General features: G+C 60.9%; 27 protein-coding genes. 5 read left to right on the top strand and 22 right to left on the bottom strand.

Features of this window, described 5'->3' with window-relative positions:
* The first annotated feature begins 1 nt into the window (after position 1).
* On the top strand, positions 2–1,711 hold the full coding sequence (locus AACT07_RS04765) for a lysophospholipid acyltransferase family protein (protein ID WP_069526752.1): 1,710 nt from the start codon (positions 2–4) through the stop codon (positions 1,709–1,711).
* Between the two features lie 114 nt (positions 1,712–1,825).
* On the opposite strand, the gene AACT07_RS04770 is transcribed toward AACT07_RS04765, so the two are convergent.
* From AACT07_RS04770 to AACT07_RS04785, 4 genes are all read right to left on the bottom strand, one after another.
* Positions 1,826–2,134 carry a SelT/SelW/SelH family protein gene (locus AACT07_RS04770; protein WP_069526753.1) on the bottom strand — a complete coding sequence of 103 codons (309 nt, stop codon included), beginning with the start codon at positions 2,132–2,134 and terminating at the stop codon, positions 1,826–1,828.
* Positions 2,135–2,210: 76 nt separating this feature from the next.
* Complete coding sequence (locus AACT07_RS04775) at positions 2,211–3,335, bottom strand: adenosylhomocysteinase (RefSeq protein WP_069526754.1); 1,125 nt, start codon at positions 3,333–3,335, stop codon at positions 2,211–2,213.
* Between the two features lie 182 nt (positions 3,336–3,517).
* A complete protein-coding gene (locus tag AACT07_RS04780) occupies positions 3,518–4,255 on the bottom strand; it encodes a hypothetical protein (protein WP_069526755.1) in 738 nt (245 codons plus the stop codon).
* Complete coding sequence (locus AACT07_RS04785) at positions 4,255–4,815, bottom strand: YceI family protein (protein WP_005334411.1); 561 nt, start codon at positions 4,813–4,815, stop codon at positions 4,255–4,257. Before AACT07_RS04785 ends, AACT07_RS04780 begins: the two co-directional genes overlap by 1 nt.
* A 109-nt stretch (positions 4,816–4,924) precedes the next feature.
* On the opposite strand from AACT07_RS04785, the gene AACT07_RS04790 reads away from it, so the two are divergent.
* On the top strand, positions 4,925–5,827 hold the full coding sequence (locus tag AACT07_RS04790) for a LysR family transcriptional regulator (RefSeq protein ID WP_069526756.1): 903 nt from the start codon (positions 4,925–4,927) through the stop codon (positions 5,825–5,827).
* A gap of 55 nt (positions 5,828–5,882) precedes the next feature.
* Here AACT07_RS04790 and AACT07_RS04795 read toward each other — a convergent pair whose 3' ends face one another.
* On the bottom strand, positions 5,883–6,311 hold the full coding sequence (locus tag AACT07_RS04795; protein ID WP_069526757.1) for a hypothetical protein: 429 nt from the start codon (positions 6,309–6,311) through the stop codon (positions 5,883–5,885).
* 67 nt (positions 6,312–6,378) lie between these two features.
* Here AACT07_RS04795 and AACT07_RS04800 point away from each other — a divergent pair, with 67 nt between their 5' ends.
* Complete coding sequence (locus tag AACT07_RS04800; RefSeq protein ID WP_069526758.1) at positions 6,379–8,109, top strand: formate--tetrahydrofolate ligase; 1,731 nt, start codon at positions 6,379–6,381, stop codon at positions 8,107–8,109.
* Between the two features lie 72 nt (positions 8,110–8,181).
* On the opposite strand, the gene AACT07_RS04805 is transcribed toward AACT07_RS04800, so the two are convergent.
* The 3 genes from AACT07_RS04805 to folE form a co-directional block, all read right to left on the bottom strand.
* A complete protein-coding gene (locus tag AACT07_RS04805) occupies positions 8,182–9,837 on the bottom strand; it encodes a methyl-accepting chemotaxis protein (RefSeq protein ID WP_064339754.1) in 1,656 nt (551 codons plus the stop codon).
* 272 nt (positions 9,838–10,109) lie between these two features.
* The gene (locus AACT07_RS04810) at positions 10,110–12,197 is read right to left on the bottom strand and encodes a methyl-accepting chemotaxis protein (protein ID WP_083249916.1); all 2,088 of its coding nucleotides are present in this window, start codon (positions 12,195–12,197) and stop codon (positions 10,110–10,112) included.
* A gap of 255 nt (positions 12,198–12,452) precedes the next feature.
* Positions 12,453–13,109, bottom strand: coding sequence for a GTP cyclohydrolase I FolE (folE, locus tag AACT07_RS04815; RefSeq protein ID WP_005334419.1), 657 nt, complete (start codon positions 13,107–13,109; stop codon positions 12,453–12,455).
* Between the two features lie 308 nt (positions 13,110–13,417).
* On the opposite strand from folE, the gene moeA reads away from it, so the two are divergent.
* On the top strand, positions 13,418–14,644 hold the full coding sequence (moeA, locus tag AACT07_RS04820; RefSeq protein WP_069526760.1) for a molybdopterin molybdotransferase MoeA: 1,227 nt from the start codon (positions 13,418–13,420) through the stop codon (positions 14,642–14,644).
* Positions 14,641–15,396 carry a molybdopterin-synthase adenylyltransferase MoeB gene (gene moeB / locus AACT07_RS04825; protein WP_069526761.1) on the top strand — a complete coding sequence of 252 codons (756 nt, stop codon included), beginning with the start codon at positions 14,641–14,643 and terminating at the stop codon, positions 15,394–15,396. The genes moeA and moeB overlap by 4 nt, the downstream gene beginning before the upstream one ends.
* Positions 15,397–15,468: 72 nt before the next feature.
* Here the strand turns inward: moeB and AACT07_RS04830 are convergent, their stop codons facing one another.
* From AACT07_RS04830 to napG, 14 genes are all read right to left on the bottom strand, one after another.
* Positions 15,469–16,227, bottom strand: coding sequence for a hypothetical protein (locus AACT07_RS04830; protein WP_253182226.1), 759 nt, complete (start codon positions 16,225–16,227; stop codon positions 15,469–15,471).
* Entirely contained in the window at positions 16,220–17,263 is a 1,044-nt protein-coding gene (gene parM / locus AACT07_RS04835; RefSeq protein ID WP_139123733.1) for a plasmid segregation protein ParM domain-containing protein, read from the bottom strand. The genes AACT07_RS04830 and parM overlap by 8 nt, the downstream gene beginning before the upstream one ends.
* A 105-nt stretch (positions 17,264–17,368) precedes the next feature.
* Positions 17,369–18,145: an alpha/beta fold hydrolase gene (locus tag AACT07_RS04840; protein WP_058055820.1), complete on the bottom strand. Its 777-nt coding sequence runs from the start codon at positions 18,143–18,145 to the stop codon at positions 17,369–17,371.
* A 91-nt stretch (positions 18,146–18,236) separates the two neighbouring features.
* Positions 18,237–19,337, bottom strand: a complete 1,101-nt coding sequence (gene modC / locus AACT07_RS04845) for a molybdenum ABC transporter ATP-binding protein (protein WP_069526762.1) — start codon at positions 19,335–19,337, stop codon at positions 18,237–18,239.
* Positions 19,334–20,014 carry a molybdate ABC transporter permease subunit gene (gene modB, locus AACT07_RS04850; protein ID WP_069526763.1) on the bottom strand — a complete coding sequence of 227 codons (681 nt, stop codon included), beginning with the start codon at positions 20,012–20,014 and terminating at the stop codon, positions 19,334–19,336. Before modB ends, modC begins: the two co-directional genes overlap by 4 nt.
* A gap of 111 nt (positions 20,015–20,125) precedes the next feature.
* Positions 20,126–20,854, bottom strand: a complete 729-nt coding sequence (gene modA, locus AACT07_RS04855) for a molybdate ABC transporter substrate-binding protein (protein WP_069526764.1) — start codon at positions 20,852–20,854, stop codon at positions 20,126–20,128.
* Positions 20,855–20,942: 88 nt separating this feature from the next.
* The gene (gene moaE, locus AACT07_RS04860; RefSeq protein ID WP_069526765.1) at positions 20,943–21,416 is read right to left on the bottom strand and encodes a molybdopterin synthase catalytic subunit MoaE; all 474 of its coding nucleotides are present in this window, start codon (positions 21,414–21,416) and stop codon (positions 20,943–20,945) included.
* Between the two features lie 100 nt (positions 21,417–21,516).
* Positions 21,517–21,762, bottom strand: a complete 246-nt coding sequence (moaD, locus tag AACT07_RS04865) for a molybdopterin synthase sulfur carrier subunit (RefSeq protein ID WP_069526766.1) — start codon at positions 21,760–21,762, stop codon at positions 21,517–21,519.
* The gene (gene moaC / locus AACT07_RS04870) at positions 21,759–22,283 is read right to left on the bottom strand and encodes a cyclic pyranopterin monophosphate synthase MoaC (protein WP_069526767.1); all 525 of its coding nucleotides are present in this window, start codon (positions 22,281–22,283) and stop codon (positions 21,759–21,761) included. The genes moaD and moaC overlap by 4 nt, the downstream gene beginning before the upstream one ends.
* A 9-nt stretch (positions 22,284–22,292) precedes the next feature.
* A complete protein-coding gene (gene moaB / locus AACT07_RS04875) occupies positions 22,293–22,799 on the bottom strand; it encodes a molybdenum cofactor biosynthesis protein B (protein ID WP_069526768.1) in 507 nt (168 codons plus the stop codon).
* Between the two features lie 242 nt (positions 22,800–23,041).
* A complete protein-coding gene (locus AACT07_RS04880; RefSeq protein WP_069526769.1) occupies positions 23,042–23,635 on the bottom strand; it encodes a cytochrome c3 family protein in 594 nt (197 codons plus the stop codon).
* A gap of 11 nt (positions 23,636–23,646) precedes the next feature.
* On the bottom strand, positions 23,647–24,102 hold the full coding sequence (locus tag AACT07_RS04885) for a nitrate reductase cytochrome c-type subunit (RefSeq protein ID WP_069526770.1): 456 nt from the start codon (positions 24,100–24,102) through the stop codon (positions 23,647–23,649).
* Positions 24,102–24,977, bottom strand: a complete 876-nt coding sequence (gene napH / locus AACT07_RS04890) for a quinol dehydrogenase ferredoxin subunit NapH (protein WP_069526771.1) — start codon at positions 24,975–24,977, stop codon at positions 24,102–24,104. The genes AACT07_RS04885 and napH overlap by 1 nt, the downstream gene beginning before the upstream one ends.
* Positions 24,974–25,708 (bottom strand): ferredoxin-type protein NapG, encoded by a 735-nt coding sequence (gene napG, locus AACT07_RS04895; RefSeq protein ID WP_069526772.1) that lies wholly within the window; start codon positions 25,706–25,708, stop codon positions 24,974–24,976. The genes napH and napG overlap by 4 nt, the downstream gene beginning before the upstream one ends.
* Between the last annotated feature and the right edge of the window lies 1 nt (position 25,709).

The raw sequence follows: 25,709 nt of genomic DNA on the forward strand, positions 1-25,709 counted from the left end.
GATGTTCACTATCGATACCCTGCTGACCCAGCACTTCCCCCGCCTGCTTGGCTACCCCCTGCTCACCCCGCTGTTAAAGCGGCTGCTGGGCTGGCTGCTCAACGAACGTGCCTTTGCCGACTTTGCCGCCCGCTACCCGCACCTGCGCGGCCTCGACTTTGTCGAGCAGGCGCTGACCCAGCTCGATTTCGACTATCGGGTCAGCGAGGCGCAACTGGAGCATATTCCCGCCAGCGGCCGGGTCATTCTTGTTGCCAACCACCCCATCGGCTCGCTGGATGGACTGGCGCTGCTGCAACTGCTCGGTCGCATCCGCCCCGATGTGAAGATCGTCGCCAACCAGCTGCTGGCCCAGCTCGCGCCGCTGCGCCCTTTGCTATTGCCGGTGGACAATATGGAGGGCAAGACCGATCGACAGGCCATCCTCGCCATGAACGAGCACCTCGCCCATGAAGGTGCGCTGGTGATCTTCCCCGCAGGCGAAGTCTCGCGGCTTGGCCTCAAGGGGGTGAAAGATGGCCCCTGGCAGGCAGGCTTTATCAAGCTGGCCCAGCGCACCCGCACCCCGCTGGTGCCCATCCATCTGGGAGGGCGCAACAGCCTCTGGTTCTATCTCGCCTCCTGGCTCAACAAGCCCGCCTCCGCCCTGTTGCTGGTGCGCCAGCTGTTTCGCCAGCAGGGGCAGACCCTGCCGGTGACCATAGGAGCGCGCATTCCGCTCGGCAGTTTTCAGGAGCTGCCAGCCAAGACGGCGGCGCGGCTGGTGCGCAACCACCTCTACCGGATTGGCCGTGGCAAGGCGGGACGGCTGCAGACCGAGGCCCCCATCGCCCTGCCGGAGGATCGCCGCCAGCTCAAACAGGCCATCGAAAGCTGCGAACAGCTCGGCACCACCCCGGATGGTCAGGGGATCTACCTCTACCGCCGCCACGAACTGAGCCACTCGGTGATCCTGCGCGAGCTGGGGCGGCTGAGGGAGATCGCATTTCGCGCGGTGGGGGAAGGGTCTGGCAAGCGGCGGGATCTCGATGGCTTTGACAACGACTATCACCACCTGATCCTCTGGGATCCGGCCCGACTCGACATTATCGGCGCCTACCGCTTTGCCCCGGTGGCGGAGCTGCTGGCCAGCAAGGGGAAGGATGGTCTCTACAGCCACACCCTGTTCGGCTTCGAGGATAAGTTGCTGCCCCGACTGGAGCAGGCCATCGAGCTTGGCCGCAGCTTTATCCAACCCGCCTACTGGGGCAAGCGGGGGCTCGATTATCTCTGGTTCGGCATCGGTGCCTATCTGGCCCGCTATCCCCGCTACCGCTACCTGTTTGGCCCTGTGTCGCTCTCCGGTAGCCTGCCGCCGGCGGCCAAGGATCTGCTGGTGAGCTTCTACCGCCAGCACTTTGCCCCCGAGCTGGCGCTGGCCCCCTCCCGCCGTCCCTACCCCGAGACGCAACCTCTGTTCGAGGGGTTGGATTACGGCGCCGACCTCAAAGCTCTCAAGGCCCGCCTCGACAATCTGGGCTGCGCCATCCCTACCCTCTACAAGCAGTATTCCGAGCTGTGCGAGCCGGGCGGCGTCCAGTTTATGGATTTTGGCATCGACCCCGACTTCAACCACTGCATCGACGGGCTGGTATGGGTCGATGTGAGCCGCATCAAGTCCCACAAGCGGGCCCGCTATATCGGCAGTCATCTGGCCGAGCCGCGCTTATAACCCTGCTGGAGCCAGGCAAATAGCCAAAGGCAAAAAAGGAGAGAGAGGCCATCGCCTCCCTCTCCTTTCGCTCTCATGCTCAGCACCTTTTCGAGGCGCTCGGCCCATCTGGCGTTAGTCGGCCGCCTTGCGATCCGAGTGGCCGAGACCCCGCTCAGGGGCGATGACGTCACGCACCCGCTGCTTGATCTCCTTGGCCTCGGGGAAGCCGTCATCGACCACCCGATCCCACACCTGCACCCCGCTCACCAGAATGCGGAACTCCCCCTTGCTGGCCGGCACCAGCGCCACCTCCCCCAGATCGCTGTCGAAGGTAGAGAGCAGCTCCTGCGCCAGCCAGGCGGCGCGCAGCATCCAGCGACAGAGGGTGCAGTAGCGGATTTCGATGCGGGGTTTGCTGACCAGGGTTTCAGACTCGATCATGAGTGACTCCATAAAAAAGCGACAATGGCGGGAAGTGGCGTACTGCCGCCCAATGGCCGATCCCGGTTTGGTCAAATCAGTGCTGATCAACCCCATGAAAATCGGCCAGCCAATAGCGGGCAATGGTACGCATCGCCGATTCTGGCAGTTCGAACAGGCCGGGAGCAAGAGGGCCTGCCGCCAGCATCCGGATCCCTTCCATGATCTCCGCCAGCACCAGATAGACATATTCGCCAATCACGGCGCCATGGACGAAGTTGACCGCCTCGCCCCGGTTGAGCAGGTAGATCTGGGTACCATCCGGCCGGTTGAGGGCCAGCACATGGGGGCACACCTCTTCGCTCGGCCACGGCAACTGGGCCAGCGAGAAGGCAAACTCGTCGTCGGCCGAGGTGACCGAGGCCACCATGGTGCCGGGACGCAGCGCCTGCAGATCCGCCAAATCCAGCGAGCCGTTGCCGGTAGAGCAGATCACCAGCTCGGCGCGGCTCAACGCCTCGGCCTTGGTGATCAAGCGAAAACCGTGAGAGAGCGCTTCGACCTGTCGCAGCACATCGGTCTCCACCAGCCCGAGATGGAGGTTGCGACAGCGCAGGTCGCGGGCGATGCTGCGCCCCACCTTGCCATAGCCAAACAGCACGGCTTCGCAGACGTTGAAAGTACGGTTGAGGTTACGAGCCAGCGACTCCGCGGAGTAGACCACGCTCAAACCAATCTGGATATCCTCGGCCTGCTTGAGGGGACTTCGTGCCACCGACACCACCGGGGTCGCCAGCACCTCCTGCTCATAGCGCTGGTGGCCGTTCTCGGTCATCTCCACCACCCCGAGGAAACGGGGGCCGAAGTATTCACTCAAGATCACCTGGGTTTTGGCAAAGTAACCGCCAATATCGAGGATCAGCAACCGCTCGTGGGGGGCCACCAGAGGTGCAATCTGCTGGATGATACTGTCGGGATCATTGGTCCAGCGCCGGTTGAGGGGCAGCACCGGATAGTGCTGGGATACCCACTCCAGGGTCGGGCCATGTACCGATTTCGGTTTGGGTAAAATGGCGCCAATCCGCCCAATCCGGGAAAGCGCTTCGATAAAATGGGGGCGATCGGGAAGCAGGTGAGTGACCAACAAAATGCAGAGACCATCGATACGTCCCTGTCCGGTGAAATGGCGAAAAAACAGATGCTCAGATCCTTGACTGCGCAACTGTGGCCTCCTTATGTGCCGCAAAGCAGGCAAACAGAACCCGGCGCGGCCGGGTTCTGTGTGTGTCCAAATAAAATGAAAAACCTTTTTATCTGAAACACATAGGTGGCTCAATCATTATCTGCCAAGAGTATGAGCGGGTATGCAAAAATGACTGTAATTGCCTGTTTTTCATGCAAAAATCAGTACAAAGAAGCAGCAGGCCACACCCACCACAGGCTGAGCCCGGTTCCCGCCGCGGCGAGCAAGATCAGCCCACCCCAACGCACTGGCCAAGGTTTGTCACGCAACACCCACTCCAGCAGCGGCAGCAACCAGACCGGTAGCAACACCACCAGCGGCACCTCCACATATTGCCAGGCCAGCAACTGGACGAAGGCGAGGGCCAGCGCCAGACCGGCTGGGGCTACCTTGATGCCAACAAAGGTGGCAAGCAGGGCGCGAAAACCGGCGAAAGCGGCCAGCGCACCGGCCAGCTGGGCAATCAGCAGGCTGCCATCGATGCCGATCACCAGCGCCAGCCAGATAAAGCCGAGGGCAAACCCGAGCCCCTCGCGGCTGTCACCGCGCAAGGTGCTCCAGCCAAACCAGAGGATGGCGGGCAGTAGCGCCAGCCAGATCCCGGGTTCGCTCGCCAGTACCGAGGCCAATCCCTGCCACCACACCAGCGCACTGAACACGGCAAAGAGCAGCAGCGAACCGCGCAGGTCGCTCACCTGAGCCGCGATGGCGGGGACCAGCAGGGTTAGCGGCAGCCACTGCCACGCCTTTTCCGGCATGCCATAGAGGCCGCCGAGCCAGGATCCCACCAGCCAGAGCGCCAGCGCGCCCCACAGATACCCCAGTCGCGGCCAGCGCCACGATAGCAAAGCGGCTCCCAGAGGAGCCGCCAGGGTTTGCAGCAGAAGTTCCGCGCCCATTACTTGCGCACGCCTTCAACAAACAGGTTGATGTTCATCTCGTCCGGAATACCGGGCAGCATGTAGCTCACGCCAAAGTCACTGCGCTTGATGGTGGTGGAGGCGTTGAAGCCGCTGCGGTAGCCGCCCCAGGGATCCTTGCCCTCACCAATTTTGACCAGATCGAAGGCCACTTCCTTGGAGACGCCGTGCAGAGTCAGGGTCCCTTTCAGCACGCCTTTATCCTTGGTGCCCTCGTAAGCGGAGCTGACGAAGGTCATCTTGGGATACTGCTTCACGTCGAGGAAGTCAGGGCTGCGCAGGTGCTTGTCGCGGGCTTCGTGATTGGAGTCGACGCTGGCGGCATCCACTTCAAAGCTCGCCTTGGCGGCCGCCGGGTTGGCGTCATCCATGCTGAAGGTGCCGCTGAAGGTGTTGAAGCGACCCACCAGCTCGGAGAAGCCCAGGTGACCCACCTTGAACTGCACCGTGGTGTGCGCCGCATCCACATCGTAATCCGCCGCCATCAGAGGGGTAGCCATAAACAGGCAGGAGGCCAGCAGAGCCTTGGTCATTTTCATCCGTTCGTTCCTTCATCTTGGGGTTCACATCAGTGGTTAAAATGCTAACCTCGTTCTGAAGATGAATAATCAGTGATTTATTAAATTCATTATTTACTGAGGATGGAAAATGGACCAGATCGCCGCCATGCGTACCTTTATCAAGGTGGTGGAGTGCCAGAGCTTTACCAAGGCCGCCAACCAGCTCGGCATCTCGGTCGCCATGGCCTCCAAGCTAATGCAGCAGTTGGAGGAGTCCCTCGCCACCCGGCTGCTGTCGCGCACTACACGCCAGGTCAATCCCACCGAAGCGGGGCAGTTCTACTACCAGCGCTCCCTCGCCCTGCTGGCTGAGCTGGAAGAGACCCACAGCCAGCTGACCCACCACAACCAGCAGCCCAACGGCACCCTCAAGCTCTCGGTGCCGATGGATTTTGGCTATCTGCACCTCTCCCCCGCCCTGCCGCTGTTTCGCCAGCGCTTTCCCGATCTCAAACTCGATATCGAGTACAGCGACCGGCGGGTAGCACTGGTGGAAGAGGGGTTCGATCTGGCGCTGCGGATCGGCCACCTCAGCGACTCCTCGCTGGTGGCGCGCCAACTTGCCACCATTCGGGTCGAACTCTGCGCCAGCCCCGCCTATCTGGCACGCAAGGGCAGACCGGAAAAACCCGAGGATCTCAAGCAGCACGACTGTCTGATCTACACCCTGACCCAGCCGGAGTGGCACTTCAAACGGGGAAGCGAGCAGCAGAGCATCCGGCCACAGGGGCCGCTGCGGGCCAACAACGGGGTGGCGCTGACCCGCGCCGCTTGTGATGATCAGGGCATCATATTGCAGCCCACCTTTATCGTGGGGGAGGCGCTGCGGTCAGGGCAGCTGGTCAGCCTGCTGCCGGAGTGGGACAAGGGAGATGTGGGACTTTATGCGGTCTATCCGCACCGCCGCTTCGTCTCGGCCAAGGTGCGCTGCTTTATCGAGTTCGTGCAGGAGCGCTATCTCGCCCCGCAGCAGTGGGATAAACCGGCATGATTGCCAGAGCAGAGGATACGGCCTGACTGTCCGGCCTGCTGACCCGGCTTGAAACCTAACGCTGGTCGAGTACGGTGGTGGATTCGGCAACAGGGGTGAGCTTGGCTAGCAGACGCTCCTGCTCGGGGTGCAACTGCCAGCGGGGCAAACGGGTGCGGACAACCGACAACTGCTGCTCACTCAGGGCATAGGGGAGCGCCACTTCAATCTCGGGGCAGTCAAACATGGCGGCCAGCTGCAGGATCAAAATGAGGTTTGCCTCGTCGGTTTTGTGCTTGTTGACCCGTTTGCGGATCTCGTGGCGCAGCTGGGTTTCGGGGTCCTGGGTCATCGCCTGCCAGCCGAAACCGAACAACGGCACCAGCGCGCTGACAATCCCCAGCGCCGTCATCGGCTGCTTGGGGGGATGATAGAGTGCGTTGAGATCCAGCCGAACAGGATTCTGACGAACCTCACCCTCACCAAATAAAATCGTTTTCGTCATTGGATTACCCGTTATATTCCACTAGACTGCGCCGCATATTTTACCCCGATATGCCAACGAGGTGCTGATGCTAAGCGATATCGAGATCTCCCGCCAGTCCCCCCGTCTCTCAATCCACGCGCTGGCCGAACGCCTCGCCATCCCCCAGCACCAGCTCAGCCCTCATGGCCACTACAAAGGCAAACTCAGCCTCGACCTGCTCACGTCTCAACCCAAGCAGAGCGGCAAGCTGGTACTGGTGAGCGCCATCACCCCGACCCCGCTCGGTGAAGGGAAGACGGTGACTACCCTTGGCCTCTCCATGGGGCTCAACCATATCGGCCAGCCCAGCATCGCAACCATCCGCCAACCGAGCCTCGGGCCGGTATTCGGGGTCAAGGGGGGCGCAGCCGGTGGCGGCCACGCCCAGGTGGTGCCGATGGAGGAGATGAACCTCCACCTCACCGGCGATTTTCACGCCCTGACGGCGGCCCACAATCTGGCGGCGGCAGCCCTCGATGCCCGCCTGTTCCATGAGCGTAAACTCGGCGACCAGTTCAGCGCCAAAACCGGCCTGCCGCGGCTCGATATCGATGCTGACAACATTCTCTGGCCACGCACCCTCGACATGAATGACCGCGCACTGCGCCACCTCACGATTGGACAGGGGGGTGCTGCCGATGGTGTGGAGCGCAGCGATCGCTTCGTCATCACCGCCGCCTCCGAGCTGATGGCCATTCTGGCGCTGGCGAGCGATCTGAAAGACCTGCGCCAGCGCATCGGCCGCATCCAGCTGGCCCGCGATATTCACGGCAAGCCCATTACCGCCGAACAGCTGGAAGTAGCGGGCGCCATGACGGTGCTGCTGAAAGATGCGCTGCAACCGACCCTGATGCAGACCACCGAGCAAACACCAGTGCTGGTACACGCCGGCCCCTTTGCCAACATCGCCCACGGCAACTCCTCGGTGATCGCCGACCGCATCGCCCTTGGCCTCACCGATTACGTGGTGACCGAAGCGGGTTTCGGCTCCGACATGGGGCTGGAGAAGTTCTTCAATATAAAGAGCCGCCAATCCGGCATTCCCCCCGCCTGCGTAGTGCTGGTGGCCACGGTGCGCGGCCTCAAGGCCAACAGCGGCCTGCTCGATATCCGCCCGGGCCAGCCGCTGCCAGCCAGCCTGCAAGGGGAAGATCTGCCGACCCTCAAGCAGGGCTGCGCCAACCTCGCCTGGCATATCAGGAACGCCCGCCGCTACGGGGTGCCGGTGGTGGTCGCCATCAACCGCTTCCCCACCGACAGCGAGGCCGAACTGGCGCTGCTGGCCCATGAAGCGCAGCAAGCCGGTGCCTGTGGTGCGGCCATCTCCAACGCCTTCACCCAGGGTGGTGCCGGTGCCAGCGAGCTGGCCCGTGCCGTGGTCACCGCCTGTGAGCAACCCGGCAAGGTGAAACTGCTCTACCCCGACGAGGCGAGCCTCGATGCCAAGCTGGCGACCCTGGTGGAGTGCGGCTACGGCGGTCGCGGAGTGCAGCTCTCAGACAAAGCCCGCCAGCAGCTGGCCCAGCTCTCCGCCGAAGGGTGGGATCACTTGCCCATCTGCGTGGCCAAGACGCCGCTCTCCATCAGCCACGACCCAGCCCTCAAAGGAGTGCCGACCGATTTCGAGGTGCCCATCGACGAGGTGAAGCTCTGCGCCGGTGCCGGGTTCGTCTATGCGCTGGCGGGCCCCATCATGACCATGCCGGGGCTGGGCAGCCTGCCAGCCTATCGCCATATCGATATCGATGAGAACGGCGAGATAGTCGGCCTGAGCTGAGCCCTTCCACAACACCAGAAACAACAAGGCCCCGCCAATTGGCGGGGCCTTCTGTTATCCATGCATCAACCCTTAGAGGGTGAAGCGCTGGGTCATATGGTGCAGGGTGTTGGCCAGCTTGCTCAGCTCGACGCAAGCCTGGGCGATCTGATGAGCGCCCTGGGCATTCTCGTCAGCAGCATTGTGAATGTTGACGATGCTGCGGTTGAGCTCTTCGGTCACCGCATTCTGCTCTTCGGTGGCGGTGGCGATCAGAGTGTTCATGTCGGTGATGCGCACCACGGCACCATTGATGGTCTCGATACTGGTACCGGCATCCCGCGCCAGACCGACACTCTCCTGCATCTGGTGACGACTCAGCTGCATGGCGTTGCCCGCCTCGGCGGCGCGGCTCTGCAAGAGCTCGATCATCTTGCTGATCTCGGCGGTCGAGTCCTGGGTACGCTGGGCCAATGAACGCACTTCATCCGCAACGACCGCAAAACCACGACCCTGCTCACCGGCACGGGCCGCTTCGATGGCTGCGTTAAGGGCCAGCAGGTTGGTCTGACCGGCGATATCGCGGATCACATCCAGCACCACGCTGATGTTGGCGCTGTCGGCCTCCAGCTGCTGCACTACTGTGCCAGCCTGCTCAATCTTGACCGACACCTCTTCGATGCTGGCAATGGAGCTGCGCACCACTTCGCTGCCAGCAGCAGAGGTGCGGGAGGCATCCTTGGCGGCGCTCATGGCATCCGTGGTGTTGCGGGCCACTTCATTGACGGTGGACTGCATCTCGTTCATGGCGGTCGCCACCTGGGAGACTTCGTTCTGCTGGATGGCCATGCCGCTGGCGGACTGGCTGGAGATGGCGCTCACCTCCTCCACTGCGCTGCTGAGTTGGCTCACGGAGCCGGCGATCTCGCTCACCAGATCGGAGAGGGAGCCCTGCATCCGGTTGATGGCGGAGCCCAGCTGACCCAGTTCATCGCGGTTGAAGCGGCTGTCACGGATCCACTGCTGCAGTTCGCCCTGACCCAGATCGCCATTGGCAATACGCTGGGCCTGACGGGCCAGCATGATCAGCGGGTCGCGGATCTGGCGGGTCAGTACCACGGAGAGCACCACCACAAGGATCAGACCAATCACCAGCGCGATTGTGACACTCAGATTGGCGGATTGATAAGAGTCGACAATATCGCTGCGGGATTCAGACGCATAACCATGGTTAATCTGGATAAGGGAGGCCACTGACTTGCTCAGCGCGGTGTAAAGGGGAACCCCCTCTTCAAGGAAGATGCGTTGGGCTTCGGCAAGCTGATCGCTGTCTTGCAGCTGTTTGACTCGCTGGTGCAGGGCGACGTAACGATCCCAGTCAGATTTCACCGTATCGAAGGTACGGCGCTCCGCCACATCCTCAGGCCAGATCGTCTTGTCATGGGCAATCAGCTGCTGCGCGATCGAGTTAAGCTGTTGACTGGCAATATTCCGATATTCAGCCCTTTTCAGCGGCTCGGCAGCCACCACGAAATAACCCAGCTCATAACGACGCAGCTCACCGAGAGAATCCCCGATCGCGCTGGTGCGATTGACCGCAGGCAAGATGCTGTCGGTAAACCGGATGGCAACATCATTCATGTTGCCAAACTGGACAAGGGCAAAACCGCCGATAAAGGCGACCATCAAACCGAGCACGGCAAAGCCGGCGGTGAGTTTTTTACCTATGGTCATGGTACTGGTATTCATGGGATATCCTGGTGGTCGTTAAATTCGTAGCACTCGTCCGGTTCACGCCCTCCTGACATGAACTATCTGGCCACCTGTTCAGTGGCGCACCATCCAACCTTGATGAATATCTCTGAATTCCATGAGCGGCAGCGAGAGCCGAGAGGGGCGGTAGAATAGCCGGATTATTGCGGTTCGGAAAGAGTCTTGTGATTAAAATTAAAGCAACTCAAATGACCCCGTTCAAAACCGGGGTCATTTGGATGAAAGATCAACTATAAAGGAGTGAAAACTTAATAGCGGAAGCGCCCAATCTTGTCCATCACATCGCTGGCTAACTTATGCATTTGCTGACTTTGTTCATCCTGCTGGTTAGTCAAACGGGTCGATGCGGTTGCCGCTTCATGAATGTTGCTGACATTTCGACTGATATCATCGGTGACCTTGGACTGCTCCTCTGCCGCACTGGCGATCTGGGTCGCCATATCCTGGATCCGGTCTGCCGACATAACTATCGTCGCAAGCTCGGTCACGGCAAGCTCTGCATCCTGCAATGCCAGCTCACTCAAGTTTTTCCCCTCTCCCATGGTACTCACAGCTTCTGCCGTGGTCTGACGAAGGCGCTCGATCATGCCCTGGATCTCTTTGGTTGAAGCCTGGGTTTTGGACGCCAACCCCCTGACCTCATCCGCAACCACCGCAAACCCCCGACCATGTTCCCCGGCACGAGCGGCCTCAATCGCTGCATTCAGAGCCAACAAATTGGTCTGTTCCGAAATTGTACGGATCACATCGAGAATCGCACCGATCTGTTGACCCTGTTGCTGCAACTCGGCAATCCGCTGTGCCACCACATCTACTTGCACACTCAGCTCACGGATACCACTAGCGGAATTACTCACCACATGCTGACCTCTATGCACCGCTTTGCGGGTCTCATCTACAGCATCAGCGGTAATCTGTGCACTGCTGGAGACGGAATCCGCCGTCGAGGCCATTTCGTGGATGGCTGCTGCAACCAGTTCAATCTCTTCCAATTGTCGATGGCTATTGGACAATCCTTGCTGAGCCAGCTCGGCAGATTGGTGGGCAGCTAGCTGCAAGTCGCGGCCACTTTGTGCCGTATCACTCACAATATGATGAATAGTGCTGACAAACCGGTTGATCCCCTCAGCCAACTCGCCAGTCTGATCTTTACGCATCACATTGAGGCGTTGGGTCAAGTCCCCTCCGGCGGCAGAAAGACGTCTGACCATGCTGGCGGTCTGTTGTACCGGGCGCGAGATGGATCCGGCAGCCCAGGCCAAACCGACAAGACCAAGGAATGCCACCACGATCCCAACCAGCAGTTGCATCCACAAACTCTCGCTGAAATCAGCGGCTCTCGCCTGTTCAGCCTGATCAGCATCTGCAAACAGCGCCGTATCAGCCACCTCAATGATGATCCCCCAGGCTTTAGTGACCCCTTTAAGATGGATTGGCACCAGCACGCGCAACTGACCCGAAACTTGCTGACTACTGGCCTCTCCCTTGTTGAGCAGATCCATCAAGCCAGACTCTTCAAGCCGCCCCCCGATCACATCAGGTTGCGCCGAATCCGCGGCGATGATGCCGTGTGGACTGATGATCCTGACCCGGCTCTGGCCAGAGAACACCTGGCCACTTACCTGTTTGGCCAACTGTTGCAGGTAATTGAGGGAATAGTCGACCCCGACCATCCCCAGATAGCGGCCCTGATCCAGAACGGGCACAACAAAAGAGGTCAACAGCGTCGGTTGGCCATTCACGGTATAAACGGAAGGGTCGACAGCACAGGCGGCCAGGCTCTCCATCGGACAGAGATACCATTCCGATGCCCGGATACCGGTCTTGCTCAAACTCTTGCTGTAGTAGTCGCCCAACGGTTTGATGGTGAACCCGGCTGGACCACGACTCCAGTAGGGGGCAAAGTTGCCAGTGGTCTGGCTATGTACCCCGTCAGTCAAATACGCACTGTCCTGACCATCAAAGGTATTAGGCTCCCAACCACTGTAGATACTGAGAAAGTCGCTGTTCCGTTCAGCAATATCCTTGAGCAAGGCAGTCACGGTAGCCCGGTCCAATGGTCTGGGTTGATGAACATTGCCAGCCAGCATGGCGGCAAGTGTCTCTGCTGTATTAAGGGCTTGTTCAAAGGTGCCTGCAATCTCGCCGGCTTGTTGACCAGCCAGAGCCATTAGCCATCGTCCGGCATCCTGACGTGTTGTCTCACGCATTTCGCCCTGAATACCACCTTGCATAGTCGCAAGAGACAGATAGCTATACCCGACCACACTCAACACGGTAGCCAGTAAAATACAGCCACCAAAAAACATGACCTGATGTTTGATTGAACGAAACACGGCGACTCCAACCTGTAAATGATGCCCTGCTGGTAATGGCAAGCATCTTAAGAGGGGACAGGTTGGTTCCGAAGAGCTACCAGTCAGGATTTTCACACTTTGAGCGTTCGATCACGAACATGAAATATTCGCTTACGAAAATAGAGAAAGTGGTCGATACAGGCTCGCCATCTCTGGCTATCGTCCATAAAAACGCCAGCAATGGCTGCTGGCGTCTCGTTTATTCAGCGTGGCGGTTACAAAACAACCGCCATCTTATCCGCGCAGGCCACCGAGAAACTCGGCCCGGGTATCGGGCTGGGTCTTGAACACCCCGCCGAGGGAGGTGGTGGTGGTATAGGAAGTGGAGTCCATCACTCCGCGTGCCTTGACGCAGTAGTGGGTCGCCTTGATGCTGATAGCCACATCCTTGGTACCGAGCAGGGTCTGCAGCGCCAGCAGGATCTGCTGGGTCAGCCGCTCCTGCACCTGGGGACGGCGGGCAAAGAACTGCACGATGCGGTTGATCTTCGACAGGCCAATTACCTTGCCACGAGGGATATAGGCCACATGGGCCATGCCGTCGATGGTGACGAAGTGGTGTTCGCAGGTGCTGGTGAGGCTGATGTCCCGCACCATGATCATCTCGTCCACCTGCATCTTGTTCTCGATCACCGTCACCTTGGGGAAGGTGGAATAGTCGAGGCCTGAGAAGATCTCGTTGACGTACATCTTGGCGATGCGGTGCGGCGTCTCGGCCAGACTGTCATCGGTCAGATCCAGCCCCAGCGTCTCCATGATGGAGCGCATATGGCCTTCGATCTTCTCCCGCTTCTGCTGGCTGTTCAGCTCGTTGGTGACCAGGGGGGTTTCCAGTCCCTGGGCTTCGAGGGCAGCCCTGACCAGCAAGGCTTCCGGACTTAAGGTTGTCATTATCTTCTCTCCCACGCTCAGGGACTGTGAGGGCAGCTCAAGGAGCAACCCCTTATGTTATGGCGGCGTACAGGGCCGACGGTATCGCTTTAATGGCCCCCACTCGGGATGTAACGGCCATCTGTTATGGCGGCATAGTAAACGGCCATTACCGCCAAGATTCAAGTCAACTTGTGCGTCACCTCATACTTTATGGCCATCTCACCCCGTTTCAGCGCCGATTACCCCGAGAATCCTTGAGATAACCTGCCCATCCCCGGGGATTTTTGTGATAATCCCGCCTTCAATCATAGAAAGAGGTCATGACGATGGGATTTGATACCAGCGGACTACTCCCCTTAAGCGATGCCCTGCAAGGGATGCTGGAACAACTCGCCTGCTGCTGCGACAGCGAGCAACTGCCCCTGCCAAAGGCCCTTGGCCGGGTTCTTGCCAGCGACATCGCCTCTCCCCTCGCCGTGCCCCCCTTCGACAACTCCGCCATGGACGGTTATGCCGTGCGCCTTGCGGATCTCGCCAGCGGCACCCCGCTCATCATGGCGGGCAAGGCGTTTGCCGGTCAGCCCTATCATGGCGAGTGGCCCGCTGGCCACTGCGTGCGGATCATGACCGGCGCCCCGGTCCCCGCAGGCACAGATGCGGTGGTGATGCAGGAAGAAACGCAGGCCGACGGCGATCGGATCACTTTTCTGGCACAACCCGAACCGGGCCAGAATATCCGCCGCACCGGCAGCGATATCGGCAAGGGCGCCTGCGTGCTGCCAGCCGGCACTCGCCTCACCCCAAGAGAGATGCCACTGCTGGCCTCCCTCGGCGTGGCTACCGTCGCGGTGCGCCGACCGCTGAAAGTGGCCATCTTCAGCACTGGCGATGAGCTCAAACCGGTCGGTACCCCGCTTGCCCACGGCGATATCTATGACTCCAACCGATACGGCGTGCGGGCCATGCTGGCGCGCATGGGCTGCAACTGCCTCGACCTTGGCATCATCCCGGACGATCCCGCCCAGCTACGCGCCGCCTTTATCCGCGCCGATGAAGAGGCCGATGTGCTCATCTCCACCGGCGGCGTCTCGGTGGGGGAAGCGGACTTCACCAAACAACTGCTGGACGAGCTCGGCGAGATTGGCTTCTGGAAGCTGGCCATCAAGCCAGGCAAGCCGTTTGCTTTTGGCCGCCTGCCCCATGCATGGTTCTTCGGCCTGCCGGGCAACCCTGTCTCCGCCATGGTCACCTTCGATCAGCTGGTGCAACCGGCGCTGGCCAAGCTGGCGGGCCAGCACTTCGAGCGCCCGCTCCAGCTACAAGCCATTGCGGCCGAGCCACTCAAAAAGAGCCCGGGCCGACTCGACTTCCAGCGCGGCATTCTGAGTCAGGGACCAAACGGCCTCGAGGTGCGCAGCACCGGCTCGCAGGACTCCGCCGTGTTCAGCTCCCTGTCGCGAGCCAACTGCTACATCGTTCTTGAACGGGAACGGGGCCGCGTCGCCGCGGGCGAGACGGTGACCGTGGAGCCATTCGGGGGATTGCTGCTGTGAGCGAGATCCTGAGCGACGCCGAACTGCTGCGCTACAACCGCCAGATCATCCTCAAATCCTTCGACTTCGAGGGACAGGAGGCGCTCAAGCAGGCCCGTGTGCTGGTGATCGGCGCCGGTGGCCTTGGTTGCGCCGCCAGCCAGTATCTGGCGGTGGCCGGGGTTGGCCAGCTCACCCTGGTCGATTTCGACAAGGTGGAGCTCTCCAATCTGCAGCGTCAGGTGCTACACAACGATGAGCGCATCGGTCACTACAAGGTGGACTCAGCAGCGCAGTCGCTTCGTGCCCTCAATCCCTGGCTCAACGTGGAGACCCACGCTGCCGTGGCCGATGAGGCGCTGCTCGATACCCTGCTGCCCCTGCACCAGCTGGTGCTCGATTGCACCGACAACCTGGCCATTCGCAACCAGCTCAACCAAAAGGCACGCCGACACAGGGTTCCGCTGGTCAGTGGCGCCGCCATCCGGCTGGAGGGTCAGCTCTGCAGCTTTACCTGGCAGGAAGATGAACCCTGCTACGCCTGCCTCAGCGCCCTGTTTGGCGAACAGGCCCTCACCTGTGTCGAAGCCGGTGTACTCGCCCCCGTTGTGGGTCTGGTGGGCAGCCTGCAAGCACTTGAAGCCATCAAGATCCTGGCCAGCATGGGCAAAAGCTACAGCGGCCGCCTGCTGATGATCGACGGCCTCGGTGGCACCTTCCGCGAGATGAAGCTGCCCAAACGCCCCGACTGCCCCGTCTGCTCCCATCCTTGACGCAAACGGGATCAAAAAAGCCGAACCCTGTGGTTCGGCTTTTTTATTTCGATTTAGCAACGGTATCGGGTATCAGAAGATCCCCTTGGCTTTGACCTTTTTCATATTGGCCACCTGACTCGAGAGATCCTCTATCAAAGGTTCTGCCTCTGTGCCGACAACACTCTGTCGAGCGGGGGAACTGGCCAGTCGCTGGATCAATCTGTGCTGCTCGCGGATCAGCCGGGATTGCTCTTCCAGTTGGCGAGAGAGCAGCTGGATACTGCTGGCAAGGGGAGCCAGATCCTGCTCGGCCCCTGCTGATGGCAGCTTGCCAGCGATGGCTTCGGCCAGCTGGTCATGATCCAGCGCAGCAGGCAGCCCCTGCCTGAGTTCATCCCACATCTCGCTGGGTTGCTGCTCGCCGAGCCTGCTGACAATCTCGTCCACCAGTGAAGTGGTATCACTCTGTCCCAGCTGTGGAGCCAGTCTGGCCACAATCTCGTCGATCATCACATCTGCGGCAGGCTGCGCCTCGCCAGCGACCTCACCCAGATTGAAACCACAGCTGGCAAAGGCATGACGCAGGGTCGTCATGCTCACCTGCTCCGGCCCCAGCGCATTGGCAATCGCTTTGCAGAGGTTGGGCGCCAGCACGTACATGAACATACCGGAGAGGTAGATATCCTTGTGGAAACGGCTCTTGGAGAAGTCAAACTCCTCGGTGCCCTCCTGGATCTTTCGCGCCCGTTGATACCAGTTCTGCAATACCCCGACCGCATAGCGATCAGACTCCAGCGCACCCGGATCCATGTAGATGGAGAAGGTCATGCGCTTGAGTTGACTACTCATCGTCAACCTCGGCCATCACAGGCGCTTCGCGATAGACTTCATCCTCTTCCGTGGTGTAGAGGCAGATTTCACGAGCCAGCGCGGACTGGGCATCGTCCAACAGCTCGACACGGTCACCCAGGGTGGGATAGGCCGCCTTGATCGCATCATAAATCAGAGATGCGCCGCCACCGACCAGATAGACACGGTTCGGGTTCTTGGCGAACTTCTTCGCTTCATGCGCAACCTGAGTGCCCAGCTCGTCAATCTTGTTTTGCATCTTCTCGAGGATCTTGGGGATCTGGCTCTCATCGTTGACCACATCGCGTACAAAGCTCATGTCGTGACGACGTTTGATAAACTCGTTGGCCACCAGATAGCTGGAGTCGCTGTCTGCTGCGGCCAGCGCCTTGCGAGTAGCGTCGGTCACCATGGAGACACCGATCTCGTTGTTACCGTAGACATCGGAGACATCATCAAACTCACCGACGATGATCCCCATATCCAGAGTGGTGCCGCCACAGTCGATCACCAGAGTCTTGGTGAACTCGTTGCAGCCTGAACCAATCAGACGGGAGAGCGCAGCAGGCAGACTCTCCGGCATCACTTCGACACTGACGATATTGAACAGCTCGCCCTTGTTAAGGGTGATCGGACGCATCAGGTTGCGGCGTTTCTTCTCGATCTTCTCTTCGTTACGCTGGCAATCATCCGGGTTGTAAAACTCGGTGATGGGAAGGGTCACGGTGATGGCAACATCGCACGGCTTCACACCGGTCTGCAACAGGGCATGATGCACGGAGAGCAGGTTGAGATCGTCGTACTGGTACTCCACATGGGTGGTGGCCAGAGACTTGTCGGAGGTCGCGTCGTAGGTGTACTTGGTGTTACCTATCTCGTAGTTGTAGATCTTCTTGTCTTTACGCAATGCGGCGCTCTTCCAGTCCTTGCGAAAGGAGTTGGGAGAGATGATGGTCTTGAGCACCTTGTTCTCAATCCAGCTCACCTTGACGTTAGTCGAGCCATCATCGATGGCCATTTTCATTACTTCAGACATGAGGAAACACCTGTTAATAGATCAGAAATGGGTCCGATTGCCTTGCCTTATGCCTTTGGCAAGGCGATCGAACCAATACATACACGGGGTAAAAGGGCGACAAGTTTAATGGGTTTCTAAAATCCGGTGAAGCAAATGATTAAATCCGGAAGGATCTTCCGCGGGCCAGGCGTGGTGGCCGTTGGGGGTGTGGATGGTGGCGTTGGGCAGGGCGGCAAACTGCTCTACCCGTTTGGCCAGCGGCAGGTAGTCGTGACTGGTGGAGATGATGGCCACCGGCTGCCAGATGGAGCCGAGCCGGGCGCGTACCGACCAGCCGGGTAGTGCCTCCAGCAGCGCCTTGTAGGTTTTCTTTTTATTGCGCACGAAACGCAGTCGGAAGGTGTGGCGCACCTGTGCCAGATCCGGGCCCGGGAAGAGCTCGCGTCCCAGCCACCAGGCGAGCGGGCGCATGCCAAACCAGCGCAGCCACTTGAGGCGCTGGGCGTAACGCTCCTGCTCTTTGGGGGTCTCCAGCAGAAACTCGCTAAAACCGTTGACCAGCACCAGCCCCTGCACCTTGTGGGGCAGTTGCAGCGCCAGCTCCAGCGCGACCATGGCCCCCAGCGACAATCCCACGACCCAGGCGGGTTCTGGCTGTGCATCGAGCCAGTTCACCACATCGGCTGCCAGGGTCGCCACATCGAACGGCCCCTCCTGCATGCTCTGGCCGTGGCCGCGCAAGTCCAGCGCCACCACCCGGTACTGTTCGGAAAACCGTTCGATCTGCGCCTGCCAGTCAAGGCTGGAGGAGCCCAGCCCATGCAGCAGCAACAGCAAGGGGCCCTCCCCCGCACTGCGCAGGGCAAGACCGTTGAATTTCATCACCTGATTGCGGCGCATCAGTGTATTGCCTCTCGACTCATCACCTGAACCATCTCTTGTTGTTATGTTGCCCGTGGCCATCCTGCCACGTTATCAGCACGGCGCCCAATCAGCCTTCGCTGACCAGACTCACCGCCTTGATATAAGCGTAGATCTGCTGCTCCGGCGCCAGCGCCAGCCGCCTGGCGGAGCGGCTGGTGATCCGGGCCAGCAGTATCTGCTCACCCAGCGCCAACTGCAACAGGGTCTGGCCGGGGCGCACCTCGCGCACCGCCAGCAGACGGGTGACGAGACAGTTAGAGAGACTGGAGTGCTCGATGGGTGCCGTGGCAATCACCACATCCCGCCCGGCCACCTTGATCTGCAAGGGGCCGCTCTCGTCCGGCACATGGCTCATGGTGACCCGCAGCTGCTGCTCACCGAGCTGCAGGGTCGCCATCTGCTCGTCATCATCGTAGTGAGAGAGGGTCGCATCCAGCATCACTCCGGCATCGTCACGGCTGGCGAGCGAGAGATCAGTGCGGGCGAAGATCTCGCTCGGCCGGCCTTGCGCCTCGACCCTGCCACTTTCCAGCAGCACCAGCTGATCGCAGAGCAGGCTCACCTCCTCCATGGCGTGGCTGACGAAGATCATCGGGATGCCGCTCTCCTGCTGCAACCCCTTGAGCACATGGGCCTGATGGATGCGGCTGCGCCGATCGAGCGCAGAAAAAGGCTCATCGAGCAGCAGCAGATCGGGCTCGGCCAGCAGCGCCCGCCCCAACGCAACCCGCTGGCGTTGGCCACCCGACAAAGCATGGGCAGGCTGCCCCAGCAACTCGGCAAAACCGAGCCGCGCCGCCAGCGCTTCGGGCTGCCAGCGCCCTCGCCCCTTGCGGGCCGCCAGTTGCAGATTGCCGAGCACCGTCAGATGGGGAAAGAGGCGCGAGTCCTGAAACACCAGCCCAATCCGGCGCGCTTCGGGCTGCAGTTCTGCGCACTCTCGATCGCGCCACCGCAAGCGATCCCCGCTTCGGCGATCGAGCCCGGCGATGATGCGCAGCAGGGTGCTCTTGCCGCAGCCGGAGGGGCCAAACAGGCCGAGGATCCCACCCAGTTCGAGGGTCAGTGCGCAATCGAGGGTAAAGGGGCCAAACTCACGCCGGGCATGGAGGTTCAGGACATGGCGGGGTGGCTCGTTCACTGACGGCATAGTGGCGGGTTTGTTCATCCAAACACTCTCCGCTGTCTACGCTGCAACACCCCGTAGACCAGCACCAGCATCACCAGCGAGAAGACCATCAGGCCGCCCGCCAGATAGTGGGCTTGTCGGTAATCCATCGCCTCCACATGATCAAACAGGGCAATCGAGAGCACCTGGGTCTCGCCGGGGATATTGCCGCCAATCATCAGCACCACGCCAAACTCCCCCAATGTATGGGCAAAGCCGAGGGCCGCCGCCATCACGAAGCTGGGCAGGGTCATCGGCAAGATGATGTGGAAGAAGCGCTCCAGCGGGCCAAGCCCCAGGGTAGCGGCAGCTTCCAGCTCCTTGTTGCCCATGTTGACGAAGGCGGAGGTGAGCGGCTGCACCACGAACGGCAGCGAATAGAGGATGGAGGCAAACAGCAGGCCGAGAAAACTGAAGGCGAGCGGGGCGCCAAAGGTGTCGCGCCACCAGGCGCCGAAACCATATTCGGGGGAGAAGGCGAGCAGCAGATAAAAACCCAGTACCGTGGGAGGCAGCACCAACGGCAGTGCCACCAGCGCCTCCACCAGCGGCCGCAGCCGGTTCTGACTGCGCGACAGCCACCAGGCCAGCGGCGGTGCCAGCAACAGCAAAATCGCTGTGGTGCAGGCCGCAAGCTTCAGGGTGAGCCAGACCGCCAGCAGATCCCCTTCACTCATTGCCGACCTCCCGGTTGATAAATGCCCCCAACAGCATGGTATCCATCCTTATTGCAAAGAGTGGCCGACCCGAAGGCCGACCACTCAGGGTATCGCATCAGGCCCATCCCCTTATTGGGGCAAGGCATAACCAGCTGTCTTGATCTGCGCCTGACCCGGCCCCTTGAGCCAGGCCACCAGCGCCTCGACCGCGGCGCCTTTCTTCAATACCAGCCCCTGCTGTTCGATGGGCGGATAGAAGTCGGCAGGCACTGCCCAGGCTTCGGCGGTCTTGCCCGCTTCCACCAGATTGGCCCAGGCGACAAAGCCCAGCTCGGCATTGCCGGTGTCGACAAATTGCCAGGTCTGGCCGATGTTGGCGCCGGTCAGCAACCGGTACTGCTTGGGATCGATTTTGAGATGGGTGAGGGTCGCCATGGCGGCAGCACCATAGGGGGCGGTACGGGCATTGGCGATGGCGAGGTTGCCTTTCCAGCTGCGCAGGGTCGCCTCGTCAGGGGCCGGCCCTCCTTTCTTCCAGAGCCCCAGCTGGCCGATGGCGTAGGTGAAGCGATCGCTCCCCTTGCCCTCTTTTTCCAGCTTCTCGGGGGTCGCCGCATCGGCGGAGAGGAAGAGATCGAACGGTGCGCCGTGACTGATCTGGGTGTAGAGCACTCCGGTGGCGGCAGACGAGATGGCCAGGGTGTGGCCGGTCTTGGCGGTAAACTCCTTGCCAATACGCTCGATGGTTCCCTTGAAGTTGGCAGCCACAGCCACCTTCACTTCATCAGCCTGCACGGCGCCGGTATGCAAGGTGGCGGCGCAGACACCGGCGATGACAACAGATAACAGCGGTTTCATTCCCTTTCTCCTGATGGGGCCCGCACATCCGCGCCCCTATGGCGGGGCCGTGGTTCCCGTTGAACCTGCGCCCCTCGTGATGAACAGGTCAGGCTTGCCAGCGGGCAGCGGCGGCGTTGTCGCTCTCCTTGGCCTCGACCCAGCGTTGCACACCCTCGGCGGTCAGCTCTTTTTTCCAGAACGGCGCCCGGGTTTTCAAGAAATCCATGATGAAGTGACAGGCGTCAAAGGCGGCGTCGCGGTGGGCACTGCTCACCGCCACCAGCACGATCTGATCGCCAAGCCACAACTCGCCGATACGATGAATGAGGGTACACTCCTGCAGCGGCCAGCGGCGGCGGGCCTCCTGCACGATATCGGCCAGCGCCTTCTCGGTCATACCGGGGTAATGCTCGAGGGCCAGCCCCTTCACCTCCTCCCCCTGATTGAAGTCGCGCACCTTGCCAACAAAAGTGACGATGGCGCCACTGTCGGGGCGGGTGGCGAGGCGGGCATATTCGTCCGCCAGCGAGAAATCCTCCCGCTGCACCACAATGCGATCTGTGATGGCTACGTCGCTCATCCTTAACCTCCGGTCGTTACTGGAGGGGCAGGGAAGAAGGCCACTTCGTCGCCACCACACAGCTCAGTGGTGCGATCCACGATTATTATCTCGCTCATCCTTAACCTCCGGTCACCGGCGGGAAGAAGGCCACCTCATCGCCATCATTGATGGGGGTATCGAGGGGCGCCAGGGTCTGGTTGACCGCCACCAGCAGCTTGCCAGCTTCCAGCGCCAGCGCCCACTTGTCGCCGCGTTCACAGAGCGCCGAGCGCAGTTGTTCGGCAGTGGCGTAGTCGCACGGCAGGCTCAGCTCATCGCAGGCCACCAGCTCTCTTACTTGCGCAAAAAACAGTACCTTGATCATGCTTGCTCCCCGCTATTTGACCCCAGCTGGAAATGGCCGGACTTGCCGCCCTTTTTCTCTACCAGCCGCACCTGCTCGATCACCATGTCCTTTTGCACTGCCTTGCACATGTCGTAGATGGTCAGCGCCGCTACCGACGCGGCGGTCAGCGCCTCCATCTCCACCCCGGTCTTGCCGGAGAGCTTGCAGAGGGTGCGGATATGCACCCGATTCTGCTCGGCCAGCGGCACTATCTCCACCTCGACTTTGGTCAAGGCCAGCGGATGGCAGAGGGGGATAAGATCGGCGGTCTTCTTGGCGGCCATGATGCCGGCGATGCGGGCGGTGGCGAACACGTCCCCCTTGTGGTGCTGGCCGCTCAGGATCAGCGCCAGCGTCTCGGGGGCCATGGCAACAAACGCCTCGGCACGGGCTTCACGCTCGGTTACCTGCTTGTCGGTCACATCCACCATATAGGCTTCGCCGCTCTGGTTCAGATGCGTCAGGTTGGGCTGGGTCTGCTTGGTATCGGTCTGGTTCATCACTTGCTCTCAGAGGTGGGAGACAAAGTTGCACGGCTTGGTGCGGGCATCGAGCTGATCGCGGATCAGTTGCTCCCAACCCAGCTGACAGGCGCCGGTGGAGCCGGGCAGACAGCAGATCAGGGTGCGATTGGCGAGTCCCGCCAGCGCACGGCTCTGCATGGCGGAGCCTTTAATCTCGGCAAAAGAGAGCTGACGGAACATCTCGCCAAAACCCTGTACGGTGCGCTCGAACAGCACACCAACCGCTTCCGGTACCCGGTTCTGTTCATTGAAGCCGGTACCGCCGTTAATCAGTACCACCTGCACCCCCTCATCGGCGATCCACTCGCTCACCCGCGCGCGGATGCGAAACAGGTTGTCCGGGCAGAGTGCCCGATCGGCCAGCTGATGGCCCGCGTCGGTAAGGGCCGAGACCAGATAGTCACCCGAGCTGTCATCGGCGGTGGTGAGGCTGTCGGAGACCGTCAGCACGGCGATCTTGAGGGGGATAAATGCGTTGTTTTTCTGTCCCATCGGGCAGCTCCTTGTGGCTATGGGCCGTCAACGAGGCAGGAAGAGAAGGGGTATGAGAGGCCAGCTGTCAGGGCGCAAAAACTGACGCAGACAGGAGTGACCAACTTGCTCAAGCGTGTGACGGCGGGCTGATTCTATCAAAGGTTTCACGAGATATGGGATTTAAAAGACACACAAATCTGATGCTTGTCCCAGATATGAACAAAACGCAGGCCGGGGAAAACCGGCCTGTCGTCGCAGGATCAGAAACCTTTCACCCCAGTCATGTCGGGCAGCTGGTGAGCAATCCCCTTGTGACAGTCGATGCAGGTGCCCTGCCCCTCCTTGCCGAGGTTGGCCGAGTGCATCTTGGCGGCACGCTGCCCCTGCAGGGAGAAGTCCATGTACTCGAAGTTGTGGCAGTTACGGCACTCGCGCGAATCGGTCTCTTTCATCCGCTGCCACTCCCGCTCCGCCATCTCGCGCCGGTGCGACTCGAACTTCTCGCGGGTGTCCACCTTGCCGGTGATCATGCCCCACAGCTCCTTGGAAGCCTGCACCTTGCGGATGATCTTGTAGGTCCACTCGTGCGGTACATGGCAATCCGGGCAGCTGGCCCGCACGCCGGAGCGGTTGGCATAGTGGATGGTGTCGCGGTACTCCTCGAACACGTTGTCCTTCATCTCGTGACAGCTGGTGCAGAAGGCCTCGGTGTTGGATGCTTCCATGGCAGTGTTGAAGCCACCCCAGAAAATCACGCCACCGAAGAAGCCCATCAGCAGGATGACCCAGAGAGCCGCCTTCGACGGTGACTTGAAGGTGGTCCACAGACGCTGGATAAAGCCGGGTAATTTCATCTATGGATTCCTCAGTTCAGCGCTTCAACCGGTTTAAACGTATTTTCCACCAGCGGCTTGGCATCCGCTTGCGGTACATGGCACTGCAGGCAGAAGTAGCGACGCGGCGACACTTCACCCAGGGTCAGGCCGTCGCGGGTCTCGAAGTGAGTCGGACTGATCTTGGGGGCCTTCATGGCACTGGCATTCTTGAAGCTGTGGCAAGCCAGGCACTTGTTGACCTTGGTATCCACCTCGTAGTTGCGAATGTCGTGGGGGATCAGCGGCGGCTGATGCATGTACTGGCGATCGTAGGGCGCGCCATCCTTGCGGAAGTTTTTCAGGGGCGCGGCGGTGGCATCGGTCACCAGATCGGTGGCGCCACGCTCGGACTTGAGGCCACCGGTACTGTTGGTGATCTCGGGGACTGCCGCCATCAAGGAACCTGCCATCAGACAGGCCAGCATTGCTCCAATCAGCTTCTTCATTATGTGTTCTCCGACGTTTTCTCTGCCTTGACGGCAAAACCTACAGTGATTTCAAAAACTTGCTCCGCGCAGACATCGATGCAACGGCCGCAGTTGGTACACTCCTGAGCCACAATCAAGGGCCCGTGACCACGCTTGGCACCGTGAACGGGGCCGCGCAGGATGGGACGTTCCGGGCAGACCGCATAACAATCCATGCAGTTGCTGCACCGCTCGCGCCCCTTGGCAGAAATCTTGATGAACCCGACCCGGTTGACCAGGGCATAGAAGGCCCCCACCGGACAGAGGTGACCGCACCAGCCCCGCTCCACCACGAAGAGGTCGAACAGGAACAGCGCCGCCAGCAAGGCCCAACCCGCCCCCATGCCAAACAGCAGGCCGCGCAGGGTGAGCGACACCGGATTGACCAGCTCCCACACCAGCACGCCAGCGATGGCCGGTGCCACCAGCACCATGGCCAGCAGCCAGTAGCGGGTGGTGCGGCTGAACTGACCGTTGCCCTTGAGGCCAAGTCGCCCCCTGAGCCAGGCCGCAGCATCGGTGACCAAGTTGACCGGACAGACCCAGGAGCAGAACACTCGCCCCCCGACCAGCCAGTAACCCAGCAGCACGATGGCTGCCCCCAACCAGAGGGTGGGGATGGGCCAGTGGCCCGCCGCCAACGACTGCAGCAGGGTCAGCGGATCCGTGAGCGGCACCGTCTCCAGCAGCAGCGAGCTGGAGAGGTTGCCCTTGAGGATCCAGATACCCGCCAGCGGCCCCAGCAGGAACAGCGTCAGCACACCGAACTGGCAGAGCCGGCGCAGCAGCAAGAAGCGGTGTGACCGCCACCAGCCCAGCCTGGCCGTGGCTTCGGCTCCCGGATAACGACTCATAGCCCCTCCGGTTTGCGGGTCGGCAGAGTGAGCCTGTCGCCGATGAGCGATTTGCCCGCCTTCGCCTTCTCTTCCCACCCGAGCCGGTAGTGGTGACCAATCTCCCCCTTGGCGAGCTGGCGAGGCACCACCTTGATGGCCGCCTCCTCCAGCACGCAGGCGTGCTCGCACTTGCCACAACCGGTGCAGACATCGCTGTGCACTGTGGGCAGGAACATGGCGTGCTTGCCGGTGCGCTGGTTGTGCTGCAGCTCCAGGGTGATCGCCTTGTCGATGAGCGGGCAGACCCGGTAGCAAACGTCGCAGCGCAGCCCCAGGTAGTTGAGGCAAGTCTCGTGATCGATCAGCACAGCCACTCCCATCCGCGCCTGATCGATGTCGGTCATGGTCTGATCCAGCGCCCCGCTCGGGCAGGCCACCACGCAGGGGATGTCGTCACACATCTCGCACGGGACGGCGCGCGCCTTGAAGTAGGGGGTGCCGGTGGTCACGGGTTCAAACAGCCGGGCGAGCTTGAGAGTGTCGTAGGGGCAGGCCTCGACGCAGAGTCCACAGCGCACGCAGGCGCCGAGAAACTCGGCCTCGTCGAGGGCCGCCGGCGGGCGCAGCGCCTGGGCAGGCACGGCCTGCTCCTGCTGGCGCGCCATGCCGCCGAGCCCCACGCCAAGCAGGCCGACACCGCAGGCCCCCTTGGCCATGTCGGCCAGAAACTGGCGCCGACTACGACTCATC

Source organism: Aeromonas sp. ANP5 (assembly GCF_963870295.1).
In the GTDB taxonomy this organism is placed as follows: domain Bacteria; phylum Pseudomonadota; class Gammaproteobacteria; order Enterobacterales; family Aeromonadaceae; genus Aeromonas; species Aeromonas veronii.